A 14,996-nucleotide genomic window follows, 5' to 3' on the forward strand; every position below is an offset into this window, starting at 1 on the left:
GCAAGGACAACCCATGCACGACGAATTCGAAGCTGCCTTCGACACCTTGCTGGCCGGTGTGTGCACGCCCGACGCGGTTCGCCGCATCGACGCGGGCGGGCCCACCGACGCGCTGTGGCAGGCGCTGCACGACTCCGGCTTTGCCGATGCGCTGGTGCCCGAGGCCCAGGGCGGCGCCGGCCTGGCCCTGCGCGACGTGGGCCCGCTGGTGCAGGCCTGCGGCCGCCATGCGCTGCCGCTGCCCTTTTCCGAGACGATGCTGGTGCGGGCGCTGTTCGCCCAGGCCGGCCGCAGCGCGCCCGACGGCCCGCTGAGCCTCGACGCTGCGGCGGACCTGCTGGCCGCCGACGAACGCCGGCTGCTGCAGGCGGCGATCCACAGCGCGCTGATCGCCGGTGCCGGCGCCCAGGTGCTGGCCATGGCCATCGCCCATGCGCAGCAGCGGGTGCAGTTCGGCAAGCCGATCGGCAGCTTCCAGGCGGTGCAGCACCAGCTGGCCGTGATGGCCGAGCAGGCCTGCAGCGCCCGCATGGCCGCGCAGATGGCGTTTGCCGCCGAAGGCATCCGGCCCGACCGGACGCTGGCGGCGATGGCGATGAGCGTGGCCGGCGAAGCCGCCGCGGTGCTGGCCGCCAGCGCCCATGCGGTGCACGGCGCCATCGGCGTCACCGCCGAGTTCGACCTGCAGCTCTACACCCGACGGCTGCTGGCCTGGCGCACCGCGGCCGGCTCGCCCGGCCACTGGGCCCAGCAGGTGGCCCGCCACTGGCAGGCCGCCGGCGGCCCGCCCGCGGTCGACTTCGTGCTGGCCACCACGGCCCGCGCCGCGGTCCTCTGAATCACCTGTCTAGACAAGTCACCCATGACCCTACCCTTCCTGCACACCGAACGAGCCGGCGGCATCCTCACCGTCACGATGAACCAGCCCGAGACGCGCAATGCGCTCACCGGCAACAGCGCGGTGGCCGAGTTCGTCGCGCTGGCCGAGCAGGTGGCGCGCGACGCCGGCATCCAGGTGGTGGTGCTCACCGGCGCCGGGCCGGTGTTTTCCTCCGGCGGCAACGTGAAGGACATGCAGCGCTTCTTCGACGACGCCATCACGCCCGCGATGATCCGCGACGAGTACCGCTTCGGCATCCAGCGGCTGACCAAGGCGCTCTACAACCTGGAGGTGCCGACCATTGCCGCCGTCAACGGCCCGGCGGTGGGCGCCGGCTGCGACCTGGCCTGCATGTGCGACATCCGCATCGCCAGCGACACCGCCAGCTTTGCCGAGAGCTTCATCAAGGTGGGCATCGTGCCCGGCGACGGCGGGGCCTGGTTGCTGCCGCGGGTGGTGGGCCTGTCGAAGGCGCTGGAGATGAGCTTCACCGGCGACGCCATCGGCGCGGCCGAGGCACTGCAATGCGGCCTGGTCTCGCGGGTGGTGGCGCCCGATGCGCTGCGGGCCGAGGCGATGAGGCTGGCCGAGCGCATCGCCGCCAACCCCGGGCCCACGCTGCGCCTGACCAAGCGGCTGCTGCGCGAAGGCCAGCAGCACAACCTGGACACGGTGCTGGAGCTGTCGGCCGGCGCGCAGGCGCTGGCCCACAAGACGGCAGAGCACAAGGCGGCGGTCATGGGATTCGTCAACCGCTCGCGCAAGTAGGTGGAGGACGAGTTCAACCTGGAAGGCCAGGCCAAGACCTATGACGCAACGGTGACCAGCACCGTGCCGCCAATGCCAACGTGGTCGCCACCGGCCAGGTTCAACGGCACCGGGGTCGTGGAATGGCTGGACGTCACCGACGGCTTCGACGGCGAGCATTGCCGACGCCTGGCGATGGCGGACGTGCCGGTGGCCCGCGCTGATGGCCTGCAGTGCGGCAACATCGGTGCGTGGGTGCCCTTCACGGGTGGCCCAGGCGGGCACCGAGACAGGTCCGGCCGCGCCGTACAGCGTCAATTTCGCATCGGCGGCGCTGCAGCGCTTCGATGCGCTGGCCCTGGCGGCCCGCCACCGGCGGCCGCCTCACCGCCACGGCGGCGGACGCGCTGCTCAGCCAGTCGGCCACCATCGCCCGAGGGCTGCGCACCCTGCCGTGAGCCTGGCGGAGGTGGCCTGCCTACTTGGCGTGCCTGCCACGCCGGCAATTTAGGGGGTGGCAGGGCATGGCCGTTGCTGCGTGCGGCGGCTACCAACCGAGGATGCCCGCCCATGCCCACCATCGAAGAAATCACAGCCTGGCTGGCCCGCGCCTCGCGTTTCCGGGTGGGCTGCGACGGCATGGCCCAGGTGACTTCCACGCTGCTGCAGCGCGAAGGCCTGGCCCACAGCACCTGCCGCGGCGAGCTGGCCGTGCAGGGCGTGGGCACGCTGTCCAACCACTGGTGGGTGGAGCTGGGCTGGCAGTACCCCGGCTACGTGATCGATTTCCGCGCGCGTGAGGCGATGGGCGGCGCGCCCGAGGTGCCGGCCGGCGTGTTCGTGCCCGGCCCGCACCAGGTGTACACGCGCCGCCAGGTGCTCAGCCTGGCCAACCATGGCGCCTACGAGGTGCTGGCCGGCGAGCCGCTGTCGGCCTATCCGCCGCTGTAGTCGGCCGGCCGCCGGCAAGGCGCGCCGGGGCTGGCTACAGTGCAGCCCGTCCTCCGTTGCCGCCGCGCCCTCCGGCGCCCTGACATGAGCCGCCTGCACGACGAGTTCCGCCGCCTCTTCCAGCCCGCCGCGCCGGTCGCGGAAGCCCGCCCGCCGGGCAGCCCCGTCGACACCTCCGCCTTGGCCGACGACCAGGGCCGGGTGCGCGCGCTGGTGCTGGAGCTGGCACGGCCGGCCGACTGGCCGGCGCTGGCCGCGGTGTGGCAGGGCGTGCAGGCCGAGCTGGGCCTGCCGGCGCCGGCCGTGGCCGTCAACGGCAGCGAAGGCCTGCAGCTGTGGTTCTCGCTGGTGCAGCCGGTGCCGGTGGAGCAGGCCCAGGCCTTCCTGCAGGGCCTGCGCCGGCGCTGGCTGTCCGAAGTGGCGGCGCCGCGCCTGGCCCTGTTGCCGCGCGCGTCCGATGCCGCGGCCGGGGCAGCGCCGCACTGGGGCAACGCGGCCGCGGTGCTGTCCCAGCAGGCGCAGTCGCCGGGCTGCTGGCCTGCCTTCATCGCGCCCGACCTGGCCGCGGTGTTCGCAGACACCCCCTGGCTGGACCTGCAGCCCAGCGCGGAAGGCCAGGCCGACCTGCTGGCCGGCCTGCGCAGCCTGCCGCCGCAGGCCTGGCAGGCCGCGCTGCAGACGCTGGCACCGCCCGCCGGGTCGCCCGCGCCGGCCAACCGCGACCTGCCCGCCTCCGCCTCCGCCCCCGCGCTGGCGCCCGCTGCCTGCGGAGACGGCGCCCCGGCGGCGGCCGAGCGGTTCCTGCGCTCGGTGATGGACGATGGCGCCGCACCGCTGGCCCTGCGCATCGAGGCGGCCAAGGCCTTGCTCGGCGCCGGCCGGGCGGCCTGAGCCTCGCGGCGACACTGCGCGCTTCGCCACGGCCCGCCGTCGTCCACGTGAGCATCCGCACCCGCCTTCTCCTCCTCGTCTTCGCCGCCTGGCTGCCGGCCGCCGCCGGCTTCGGCCTGCTGGCGCGCAGCACCTACCTGCGCGAGGCCGATGCCGCCCAGCAGCGCATCCAGCAGCAGGCCGACCGGCTGAATGCGCAGGTGGAACGCGAGCTGGACCTGCGGGTGGTGATGGCGCGCACGCTGAGCGCTTCGGCTGCGCTGCGGGCCGATGCGCTGCGCGCCTTCCATGCCGAGGCGGGCGATGCTACCCGCGGCACCGACAGCTGGGTGCTGCTCAATTCCAGCGACCGCCAGCTGCTCAACACCCGCTTCCCGTTCGACAGCGAGGGCGTGCCCCGGCTGAACCCGGGCCGCGCGCTGCTGCCGGGCCCGCCGCAGGTGCGCTTCGCACGCCGCGGGCCGCTGAGCACCGAGCCGGTGGTGGGTGTGTTCGCGGCCGAGATGTCGCCGCAGCCGCGCTACGAGATCGGCGTGGGCTTCCGGGCGGCGGTGCTGCAGTCGCTGCTGGAAGGCAGCCAGACCCCTGCCGGCGCGGTGGCCGCGGTCATCGACCAGTTCCATACCGTGGCCGCCCGCAACCGCGATCCGGCGCGCTGGGTGGGCATGCCCGTCAACGCCAGCCTGCTGCAGCGGCTGCAGGCGCGCCAGTCGGGCTTCGCGGAATCGGTGACGCTGGACGGCGTGGCCTCCCTCACCTACCTGAGCCCGCCCAACCGGCATGGCTGGACCATCGCCGTGGGGCTGCCGCTGGCCACGCTGGCGCAGACCGCCAACCGGCTGACGGTGCAGGGCGCCGCCGCGTCGGCCGCGCTGCTGCTGGTGGGCCTGGCGGTGGCGCTGCTGGCCAGCCGGCGCATCAGCCGGCCGATGGAGCAGCTGCGCGACGCCGCCAGGCAGCTGGAAGACGACGCGGTTCCGCCGCCGCTGTCCACCGGCGTGCGCGAGGCCGATGCGGTGGCCAGCGCGCTGCACCGGGCCGGCGTGCATTCGCAGCGGGCGCGGCAGGAGCTGCGCAGCCGCGTGGCCGACGCGGTGCAGCAGGCCCAGCAGGCGCAGCGCAAGCTGCTGGATGCACAGAAGCACGAGGCCATCGGCCGGCTGACCGGCGGCATTGCGCACGACTTCAACAACCTGCTGCAGACCATCAGCGCCGGCATCCAGCTCACGCTGCGCAAGCTGCCCGAAGGCCCGCAGCGGCGGGCCCTGGAAGCCGCGCTGGGCGCCAGCGCCAAGGCCGCCGGGCTGGTGCGGCAGATGCAGGCCTTCGGCCGCGAGACCGCCACCGAGGCGCGGCCGGTGCGGCTGGCCGACTGGCTGCTGGGCGCGCAGGAGCTGCTGCGCAAGTCGCTGCAGGACCGCATCACGCTGCAGGCGCAGATCCCGCCCGGGCTGCCGGCCCTGCTGGTGGACCCCACGCAGCTGGAGCTGGCGCTGCTGAACCTGATCTTCAACGCACGCGACGCGATGCCGCAGGGTGGACAGCTGACCCTGGCCGCCCAGCGCGCCGAGCCGGCGCACATCCAGGGCCTGGCGCCCGGCGAGTACCTGAGCCTGACCGTCTCCGACACCGGCGAGGGCATGGACGCGCACACGCTGGCCAAGGCAGTGGAGCCCTACTTCACGACCAAGCCGGTGGGCCAGGGCAGCGGCCTGGGGCTGGCGCAGGTGCGCGCCTTCGCACGGCAGTCGGGCGGCGACCTGCGGCTGGCCAGCGCGCCCGGTGCAGGCACCCAGGCCATGCTGGTGCTGCCGGTGGCGCAGGCAGAGGCCCGCAGCGGCATGGCGCCGCCAGCGCCGGCCGCACCCGCCGCGGCGCAGCCTGCCGGCCAGGCCGAGCGCGGCCTGGCGGTGCTGATGGTGGAGGACGACACGCTGGCCGCCTCGGTGGTGATGCCGGCGCTGGCCGAGGCCGGCCACCAGGTGCGGCTGTGCGAGAACGCGGACCTGGCCCGCACGGTGCTGGAGGGCCCGGAGCACTTCGACGTGCTGTTCACCGACGTGGTGATGCCGGGCCGCATGGACGGCATCGACCTGGTGCGCTGGGCCCGCCAGGCCCGCCCGGGGCTGCCGGCCCTGGTGGCCACCGGCTTCACCGCGCAGGCGCTGGACACCGAGCTGCGGGTGCTGCGCAAGCCCTACGCCATCGACGCGCTGCTGGCCGCGCTGCAGCAGGCGGCCGTCGGGCCGCAGCCGGCGCCCCGGCCCTGAGCACCTACCCGCGCCGGCCCTCGCGGGGCTGCCCGCGCTCAGCGCGGCCCCGCCACCAGCCCGTGCAGCAGGCAGTAACGCGCCACCTCCGCATCGCTGCGCCAGCCGGTCTTCTCCAGGATGCGGGTGCGGTAGTTCGAAACTGTCTTGGGCGACAGCCGCATCGCCGCGGCGATTTCGCCGGGTTTCTGCCCTTCGCAGATCAGCAGCATCACCCGGAATTCCTGGGCCGTCAGCCGCTCATGCGGCTGGGTGGAAAATGATCGGCCCTGTTCCAAATGCGCCAGCATGCGCTCTGCCAATTCCGGTGAGACGTATTTCAGCCCGGTGAGTATTCGCTCGATGGCGCGCACCAGTTCCTCGCCGGTGGTGTCCTTGCCCAGGTGGCCGGCGGCGCCGCGCAGCATCAGCTGCTGGGCGAAAGTCAGATCCTTGTTCAGGCTGAGTATCAGGATGGGGGTGCCATCGGCTGCTGCATGCAGCCGTTCCAATCCTTCGGCGGCCTGTGCGTCGGGCAGCGACGAATCCATCAGGATGAAGTCGGGCTTTAGCTCGCCCAGCCGCGCCAGCCCTTCGGCCAGGCTGGCAGCCTCCCACACCGTGGCGGCATGCCAGCGCAGCTCGATGATGCGGCGCAGGCCCGCTCGGACGATGGCCAGGTCTTCGACGATCAGCGCATTCATCGGTCTCCAATTTAGTTTGGGGGTGGTGGACGACCGGCGATCTAAGTTCCCCGCTGGCAAATATCTACCAGATGCAGTTGTTGGAAACCCCGCGGATGCTGATGCGGCTCATGAGAACTTCGCGGTGCTGAGCAAGGTTTGGACGGCGGCGTCTGTCCGGTATTTCCAACCCTGTTCGGTGCATCGGGAAAACTTCCCAAGGCTGCGCGGGCCATCTGCTCCGCGGGTTCGCAGCCGCGCCGAGACGGCCGCATCAGCCGGTTTCGGATAACCCCGGCAGGCCGTTTCCAAAACACTGGCGGCCCATGAAGGTGGGCACCGTGTCCGCCGCGGGAGACGGTGTTGTTCGAGCGGTTTGTCTTTGCAGGAATGGCCGGGATGCTGGCGCTGGCGGCCCACGCGGCGCCGCCCGGTGCCGAGGTGCGGTTGACCGGGTGGCAGGTGGTGGCGGAGCCGGCCCGGGGCGCCGACCCCGGTGCCGAACGGCTGGAGCCGCTGCAGCGGGTGCAGCCGGGCGACCGGGTGGAATACCACGCCACCTATGTGAACGGCGCCGCTGCCGTGGCGCGCGGCGTGCAGCTCACCATCCCGGTGCCGGCCCAGGGACTGGCCTGGTTGCCGCCAGCGCCGGGCAGCAGCGCCGAGCCGGCGCCCACGCTGGCGAGCCTGGACGGCGAGCGCTTCGAGCCGCTGCCGCTGCTGCGCCCGCACACCCTGCCCGACGGCCGACGCGTGCTGCGCCCCGTGCCGGTGGCTGACTACCGCTACCTGCGCTGGCAGCTGGGCGACGTGCCCGCCGGCGCCACCCGCACGGTGCGGGCCCGCATGCAGATGGCCCGCTGAAGGAACCCGAGATGAGCTGGATCCAATTCCTGCGCCGCGCGCTGGCCGACGTGGCGGCGCTGTGGCTGGTGGGCCTGCTGGCCCTGTGCGTGGGCCACGAGGCCGGCGCCGCGGCCCCCGCCGGCATCACCATCGGCAACCAGGCCACGGCCACCTACTCCGACAGTGGCAGCGTCACCCGCACCGTCACCTCCAACACCGTGCTTACCACGGTGCAGCAGGTGGCCAGCGTCAGCCTGGCGGCCAACGCGGCCAAGACGGTGTCGGTCGGCGGCCAGGTGGTGTATGCCCACACCCTGGTCAACACTGGCAACGGGCCTGACAGCTTCAACCTGGCCGGCGTGCAGAGCGGCAGCCTGGCCTTCGCCAGCCTGCAGTTCTTTGCCGACGCCAACGGAGACGGCGTGCCCGACAACGCCACGCCCATCACCAGCACCGGCACGCTGACCATGGGCCAGGCGGTGCATTTCGTGGCGGTGGGCAGCGTGCCGTCGTCGGCCGTCTCGGGCAACGTGAATGCGCTGGTGATCACCGCCAGCAGCAGCCTCACGCCCGGCGCCCAGGCGGCGGTGACCGACACCACCACCGTCACCGGGCAGGCGGTGCTCAGCGTCACGCAGGCGCTGGACGTCACCGCCGGGCCATCGCCATCGGCCGGCCGCATCATCACCATCACCTACTCCAACACCGGCAACACCGCCGCAGGCAGCCTGCTGCTGACCGAGGCCCTGCCCGCCGGCATGCAGTACGTGCCCGGCAGCGCACGCTGGAGTTCCACTGGCGCCACGGTGCTCACCGATGCGGATGCGGCCGACAACCAGTCCGGCATCGTCTACGACTTCGGCGCGACGCTGGGCAACCGGGTCACCGCCACCATCGCCTCGGTGCCGGCAGGTGCCACCGGCACGCTGAGCTTCCGGGTGGACATCGCACCCGGCCTGCCCGCCGGCGCGCTGCCGGCCACCGCCGCCACCGTGCGCTACGGCTACCACGACGGCGCGGTGCTGCTGCCGCCGGCCGCCGCCAACACGGTGCAGTACCGGGTGCAGGCCGGCGCCGCGCTCACCTTCAGCGGCAGCACCGTCACCGCCGTGCCACAGGGCGGCGTGGTGCAGTTCACCGACCTGGTCACCAACACCGGCAATGCGGTGGACAGCTTCGACCTGGCCACCTTGAGCAGCAACTTCCCGGCCGGCACCACCTTCCAGTTCTTCCAGCCCGGCGGCCTGACGCCGCTGCTGGACACCAACGGCAACCAGTCGCCCGACACCGGCCCGCTGACCCCCGGCGCCAGCCTGGCGATCGTGGTCCGGGCCACCCTGCCGCCCGGCGCCAGCGGCGGCCCCTATGCCATGGTGGCGCAGGCCACCTCGGGCAACGACACGGCGGTGAAGGCCACCGCCACCAACACCCTGCAGGCTGTGAGCAGCAGCGGCGTCGACCTTAGCAACAACAGCGCCGCGCCCACCGCGCCCGGCCACGGCCCGGGCCTGGAGCCCGCGCCGGTGCTGCTGCTGCCGGCCGCGCCCGGCGCCACCGTGCGCTTCACGCTGGTGGCCGCCAACGGCGCCAGCGTGGCCGACAGCTACCAGCTGCAGGCCAGCACCGACCCCAGCTTCGCCACCCGCGTGCTGCCCGCGGGCTGGAGCGTGGTGTTCAAGCGGGCCGATGGCGCCGTGGTGGACAACACCGGCATGGTGGCCAGCGGCGGCCAGGCCACCGTGCATGCCGACGTGACCCTGCCCTCCGGTGCCCTGCCCGGCACAACCGCGCTGTATTTCCGCGTGGTCTCGCCCACCACCGGCGCTGCAGACCGGCTGCACGACGCGGTGGTGGTGGGCCTGCAGCGCGGCCTGGCCCTGACGCCCGACCACAGCGGCCAGGCCACGGCCGGGGGCACCATCGTCTACAGCCACATGCTGGTGAACACCGGCGGTGCGCTGGAAGGCGACGGCGTGGCCGGCAACGTGCCGCTGACGGTGGCCAACAGCGCCCCAGGCTTCAGCGCCGTGCTGCACTGGGACCGCAACAACAACGGCGTGCTCGATCCCGCCGACCCGGTGGTCACCGACCTGTCGCAACTCAGCGGCGGCAGCAACGGCGCCAGCACCGCCGCCGGCCTGGACGCCGGCGAGAGCGTGCGCCTGCTGGTCAAGGTGACCACGCCGGCCGGTGCGGCGGCAGGCACCGCCAATACCACCACCGTCACCGCGGCGGCGGTGGGTGCGCTGGCCGGCGTGGCGGCGCCCGCCGCGGCGGTGGCCACCTCGGCCACCACCGTGATCAGCTCCCACGTGACGCTGCTCAAGCAGCAGGCGCTGGACGCCAACTGCGACGGCACGCCCGAGGGCCCGTACGCGGTGGCGCCCATCACCGCCGGTGCCCAGCCAGGCATGTGCCTGCGCTACGAGGTGACGGCCACCAACGCCGGCCCGGTGGCCGTGACCGACCTGGTGCTCAGCGACGCCGTGCCGGCCTACACCGTCTACAGCGCCACGCTGGCGGCCAGCGGCAGCAGCGGCACCATCACCGCGCCGGCCGACGGCAGCGCTGGCCTCGTGCAGGTGGCGGTCGCTTCGCTGGCCCCGGGCCAGTCGGTGGTGCTGCGCTTCGGCGTGCGCATCCTGCCCTGACGGCAGGCGAGCGGCGGCGGCTGATGAGGCTCCGGACCCAGGCCGCGGCGCTGGCGGCCCTGCTGGCGTGCGCGCTGGCGGGCACCGCTCCGGCCCACGGCCGCCACGTGGAGGCGGCGGCGCACGCCGACTACACCGACGGCCAGGGCCAGGCCCGCAGCGCGCTGGTGTCCAACCGGGTGATGGCGATGCTGGCCGCGCCAAGTGCGCGGGTGCGCTTTTTCACCGATGCCAGCTTCAGCCGCGTGGCCGGCAGCGTGGGCCTGAACCAGCGCATCTACCTGCAGGCCGAGGCACCCTCCTGCAACACCAGCAGCGGTGCCGATGCGGTTCAGCTGCAGCTGTTCTCGCAAGGCCTGCAGCGGGGCGGGCCGATCGAGGCGATGGAGACCGCCAGCGGCTCCGGCGTGTTCCGCGGCTGGACCGACGGCAGCGCGGTGATGGTGGACGACACCCTGTCGGCCACGCTGCAGGGCTGCAGCGTGCAGGCCGAGGCCCGCACGCTGGTGGAGCCGGCCGGCATCGTGTTCGACAGCGAGGCCGACAGCCCGCTGGGCGGCGTGCGGGTGCGGCTGATCGACGTGGATGGCGTGGGCAATGGCGGCCAGCCCGGCGCGCCGGCGCAGGTGCTGGCGCACGACGGCGTGAGCCCCGCGCCCAGCGAGACCACCACCGCGCCGGACGGCCGCTTCAGCTTCCCGCAGGTGGTGCCCGGGCGGTATGCGCTGCAGCTGCAGGCGGCCGCCCACAGCTACCCGGCCAAGGCGGATGCCGCTGCGGCCAGCCGCCGCCGGCTGCATGCCCAGGCCTCCTACGGCGCGGTGTTCGAGGTGCAGGCCGATGGCATGACGCCGCTGGTGGACGTGCCGCTGGACCCCCTGCCGCGCGTGCTGCGGGTGCAGCTCAGCGCCTCGCGAGCCGTGGCCGAGGTGGCCGAATCGGTGGTGTACACCGCCACCGTGCGCAATGCGGGCGATGCACCGCTGGACGGCGTGCGGCTGCAAGCCCGTCTGCCCACCGGCTTTGCCTACGTACCCGGCAGCCTGCGGGCCAGCGGCGTCAGCGCCACGCCGCCCGAGCCCGGGCCTGGCCCGCTGCTGCAGTGGCCGCTCGGCGCCATGGCCCCCGGCAGCAGCCAGACCTTCACCTACCGCGCCTTGATCGGCGCCCTCGGCTTGCAGGGTGACGGCCGCCATGCGCTGCAGGCCACGGCCGAGCAGCCCGGGCCCACCCGCAGCAATACGGCGCGGGTGCGGGTGGAGGTGCAGCCCGGCGTGTTCACCGACCAGGCCATGGTGCTGGGCCGCGTGTTCGCCGACTGCAATGCCAACGGCCTGGCCGACGACGGCGAGCCGGGCGTGCCGGGTGTGCGCCTGGTGCTGCAGGACGGCACCCGCGTGAGCACCGATGGTGCCGGCCGCTACAGCCTCTATGGCCTGCGCGCGCGCACCCAGGTGCTGAAGATCGACCGCACCAGCCTGCCCGCCGGCACCCAGCCGCTGGCCACCGAGGCCCGCCATGCCGGCGACGGCGGCAGCCGCTTCCTCGACCCGCGGCCCGGCGAGCTGCAGCGGGCCGACTTTCCGCTGTCCGGCTGCAGCCCGGCGCTGCAGCCAGTGCTGGCCACCCGCTTAGCCGCACAGCACGCAGCGGACGAGCTGGACGCCGCCCTGCGCAGCGAGCTGACGCCCGATGGCCAGCCCCGTGCACCGGTCGACCGGCGCGCGCTGCCCGCCGCCGGCGTGGTGGGCCTGGGCGCCGTGGCGCCGGAAGCCCTCGCCCCGGTCACGGCCGCGCAGCCGGCGGTGGCTGCCCGGGCGCCGCTCGACGACGACATCCCGGCCCAGGCCGATGCCGACACCTTGCAAGCCCTGGCCGAGCGCCTGGACCCCGCACCCGGCTTCATCGACCTGCAGGATGGCCAAGCCGTGGCCGGCCGCACGCTGCTGCTGCGGGTGAAGCTGCGCGCCGGCGCCTTGCTGGCGCTGCAGGTCAATGGCGTGCCGGTGCCGGAGCAGCGCATCGGCGAGCGCGTGCTGCATGCGGCCCGCGCCATCGAGCTGCGCGAATACGTGGGCGTGCAGCTGCAGCCCGGCACCAACCAGCTGCTGCTCACCGAGACCGATGCCTTTGGCAACGAACGAGCGCGCCAATCCCTCGTGGTGCGGGCCCCCGGCGCGCCGGCCCGGCTGCAGCTGGAGGCACCGGCCGGCGCCCTGCGGGCCGATGGCGGGCTGCTGCCGCTGGCGTTGTCGGTGCTGGATGCCGAAGGCCTGCCGGTGAGCGGCCGCCATGCCGTCACGCTGCAGGCCAGCCATGGTCACTGGGCGCTGGCCGACCTGGACGCCGCCACGCCGGGCGTGCAGGCCTTCATCGACGGCGGCCAGGCCACGCTGGCGCTGCAGGCTCCTGCCGAGGCCGGCGAGGCCGAGCTGCTGGTGCAGATTGGCGGGCTGCAGCAACGGCTGCGGCTGCCGTTCGTGCCGACGCTGCGGCCGCTGCTGGCGGTGGGCCTGGTGGAAGGCACGTTGGACCTGCGCCGCCTGGGCGCCGGTGCGCTGCGGCCGGCCAGCGCCGACGACGGCTTCGCCCAGGCGCTGCAGGCGCAGGCCGCCGACGAACGCAGCGGCGGCCGCGCTGCCCTCTACCTCAAAGGACAGGTGCGTGGCGACGCGCTGCTGACCCTCGCCTACGACAGCGACAAGCGCAGCCAGGAACGCCTGTTCCGCGACATCCAGCCCGATGCCTTCTACCCGGTGTATGGCGATGCCTCGGTCAAGGGCTTCGATGCGCAGTCCACCGGCGCGCTGTACGTCAAGCTGGAGCGCGGCGGCTCGTCGGTGCTCTATGGCGACTTCAACACCCAGCCGATGCAGCAGCCGGCGCGCCAGCTGGCCGCCTACCAGCGCAGCCTCACCGGCCTGCGGCTGCAGCATGAGCAGGGCGCGCTGCGCGGCAGTGCCTTTGCCAGCCGGGACAACGCCCGCCAGCAGGTGATCGAGATGCGCGGCAACGGCACCTCCGGCCCTTACGCGCTGCGGCTGGCCGGCCTGCCGCGCGCCAATGGCGAGCAGCTGGAGGTGCTGGTGCGCGACCGCCACCAGCCGTCGCTGGTGCTGCGCCGCACGCCGCTGCAGCGCTTCGTCGACTACGACTTCGATGCCTTCGGTGCCACCGTGCTGCTGCGCACGCCGCTGCCCAGCCTGGATGCGGACCTGAACCCCCTGTTCCTGCGCGTGACGCTGGAGGTGGAGCAAGGCGGGCCTGCCTTCACCGTGGCCGGGGTGGAAGCGCGGCTGGCAGTGGGCGAGCAGGCGCAGGTGGGCGGCACGGTGGTGCGCGACTGGAATCCGCTGGCGCCGTTCCAGATGGCAGGGTTGCACGGCAGCGTGGGGCTGGGCCCGAACACTCAGCTGCTGGCCGAGGCGGCCCGCACCCGCAGCCAGGCCGACGACATCGGCCTGGGCCTGCCGACCGGGCAAGACACTGCCGACGAAGGCCGCCGCAGCGGCGATGCCGCCCGCCTGGAGCTGCAGCACCAGGGCCCGCAGCTGCAGCTGCGCGCGCATGTCGGCCGCAGCCAGCAGGGTTTCGACAATGCCTCCGCCACGCTGAGCGCCGGCCGCAGCGAGGCCGGGGTGAAAGCCGCCTGGGCGCTGGATGCCCGCACCCGGCTGCTGGCCGAGCTGCTGCACACCGCCGATGCGAGCAGCGATGCGCAGCGGCACGGCATGCTGGCTGGCATCGAGCGCAGCCTGGACCACCAGATGAAGCTCGAGGTCGGGGCCCGCCATGTGGAGGCACGGGGCGCGGCGATGACCGGCGACGGCACCGCGCCGCAGGACACACGCACGCAGACCGTGCGCGCCAAGCTCTCCGGCGCGCTGCCGGTGCTCACCGGTGCCACCGCCTTCCTGGAAGCCGAGCAGGACGTGCACGACGCCCGCCGCCGCCTGCTGGCCGTGGGCGGCGACCTGGCGCTGCCGCACCAGGCGCGGCTGTATGCCCGGCATGAGCTGGTGTCCTCCCTCACCGGGCCCTATGCGCTGGATGCGACGCAGCGCCGCCACAGCACGCTGCTGGGCATCGACGCGCCGGCCGGTGGCGAGGGCCGCGGCTTCGGCGAGTACCGCGCGCGGGATGCGCTGAGCGGCCGCGAGGCCGAGGCCGCCATCGGCCTGCGCAACCGCTGGCCGCTGGCCGAAGGGCTGCGGCTGGACACCAGCCTGGAGCGCGTGCATCCGCTGGCCGGCGGCGGCACGCCCGCCGCCGCCAACCTCGCCTCCACCGCTGCCACCGCGGCCACCGCCGCCGTGGCCTACACCGCCAGCCCGCTGTGGAAGGGCACCGCACGGCTGGAGTGGCGCCGTGCCGCGGGCGGCGACGGCCTGCTGGGCTCGCTGGGCCTGGCCCGCAAGCTGTCGCAGGACTGGACGCTGCTGGGCCGCCTGGTGCATGCGCAATCCGAACGCGGCGCCGAGGCGGGCAGCGCGCCGCCGCAGCGGCTTCAGCAGCGCCTGCAGCTGGGGGCCGCCTATCGCCAGACCGGCGCACGCCCGCTGGACGCGCTGGCCCGCTATGAATTCAAGCGTGAGCAGGGCTTGGCCGCCGGCAGCCTGCCTGCCACCGACCCCGCCGTCGCGGGCCCCGCAGCGCAACCGTCGGCTGAGCGCAGCGCCCACAGCCTCTCGGTGCATGCGGCGCGGCAGCTGTCGCGCGATTGGGTGCTCAGCGGGCACTACGCCGCCAAGCATGCGCAGGAGCAGGTGGACGGCCGGCGGCTGCAGGCGAACGCCCAGCGCATCGGCGGCCGCGTGAGCTGGAGCTTTGCGCCGCGCTGGGACGCCAGCCTGGCCGGCAGCATGCTGGGCGATGCCCGGCTGAACCAGCGCGCCACCGCCGTGGGAGGCGAGCTGGGCTGGCAGCTGCAGGACAACCTGTGGCTGTCGGTCGGCCACAACCTGCGCGGCTTCCACGACCGCGACCTGTCGGGTGCCGACACCACCCGCCGCGGCAGCTACCTCAAGCTGCGTTTCAAATTCGACGAGCGGCTGCTGGCCGGAGGGGATTCCTGATGCCGGCCGCGGCCCATCACCGC

At 73.8% G+C, this 14,996-nt stretch carries 9 protein-coding genes; 8 read left to right on the top strand and 1 reads right to left on the bottom strand.

Annotated features, from left to right (window positions below; all coding sequences use genetic code 11):
• Positions 1 to 13: 13 nt before the first annotated feature.
• The 5 genes from LRS14_RS21955 (at position 14) to LRS14_RS30400 (ending at position 5,739) form a co-directional block, all read left to right on the top strand.
• Positions 14 to 838 (top strand): acyl-CoA dehydrogenase family protein, encoded by an 825-nt coding sequence (locus LRS14_RS21955; protein WP_257801108.1) that lies wholly within the window; start codon positions 14 to 16, stop codon positions 836 to 838.
• A gap of 24 nt (positions 839 to 862) precedes the next feature.
• Positions 863 to 1,648, top strand: coding sequence for a crotonase/enoyl-CoA hydratase family protein (locus LRS14_RS21960; RefSeq protein ID WP_046112488.1), 786 nt, complete (start codon positions 863 to 865; stop codon positions 1,646 to 1,648).
• 549 nt (positions 1,649 to 2,197) lie between these two features.
• Positions 2,198 to 2,578, top strand: a complete 381-nt coding sequence (locus tag LRS14_RS21965; protein WP_052736206.1) for a hypothetical protein — start codon at positions 2,198 to 2,200, stop codon at positions 2,576 to 2,578.
• Between the two features lie 84 nt (positions 2,579 to 2,662).
• A complete protein-coding gene (locus LRS14_RS21970) occupies positions 2,663 to 3,469 on the top strand; it encodes a hypothetical protein (protein WP_257801109.1) in 807 nt (268 codons plus the stop codon).
• Positions 3,470 to 3,516: 47 nt separating this feature from the next.
• Complete coding sequence (locus LRS14_RS30400; protein ID WP_310740866.1) at positions 3,517 to 5,739, top strand: ATP-binding protein; 2,223 nt, start codon at positions 3,517 to 3,519, stop codon at positions 5,737 to 5,739.
• A 38-nt stretch (positions 5,740 to 5,777) separates the two neighbouring features.
• Here LRS14_RS30400 and LRS14_RS21985 read toward each other — a convergent pair whose 3' ends face one another.
• Positions 5,778 to 6,422, bottom strand: coding sequence for a response regulator transcription factor (locus LRS14_RS21985; RefSeq protein WP_257801110.1), 645 nt, complete (start codon positions 6,420 to 6,422; stop codon positions 5,778 to 5,780).
• Positions 6,423 to 6,800: 378 nt separating this feature from the next.
• Between LRS14_RS21985 and LRS14_RS21990 the strand changes: the two genes are divergently transcribed.
• Genes LRS14_RS21990 through LRS14_RS22000 form a run of 3 tightly spaced genes read left to right on the top strand, consistent with a single transcriptional unit; the run spans position 6,801 to position 14,973 of the window.
• A complete protein-coding gene (locus LRS14_RS21990) occupies positions 6,801 to 7,265 on the top strand; it encodes a hypothetical protein (protein ID WP_257801111.1) in 465 nt (154 codons plus the stop codon).
• Between the two features lie 11 nt (positions 7,266 to 7,276).
• Positions 7,277 to 9,898: a hypothetical protein gene (locus tag LRS14_RS21995; RefSeq protein ID WP_257801112.1), complete on the top strand. Its 2,622-nt coding sequence runs from the start codon at positions 7,277 to 7,279 to the stop codon at positions 9,896 to 9,898.
• Positions 9,899 to 9,921: 23 nt separating this feature from the next.
• Positions 9,922 to 14,973, top strand: coding sequence for a hypothetical protein (locus LRS14_RS22000; protein ID WP_257801113.1), 5,052 nt, complete (start codon positions 9,922 to 9,924; stop codon positions 14,971 to 14,973).
• The last annotated feature ends 23 nt before the right edge of the window (positions 14,974 to 14,996 follow it).

The organism is Aquincola sp. J276, assembly GCF_024700035.1.
In the GTDB taxonomy this organism is placed as follows: domain Bacteria; phylum Pseudomonadota; class Gammaproteobacteria; order Burkholderiales; family Burkholderiaceae_C; genus Aquincola; species Aquincola tertiaricarbonis.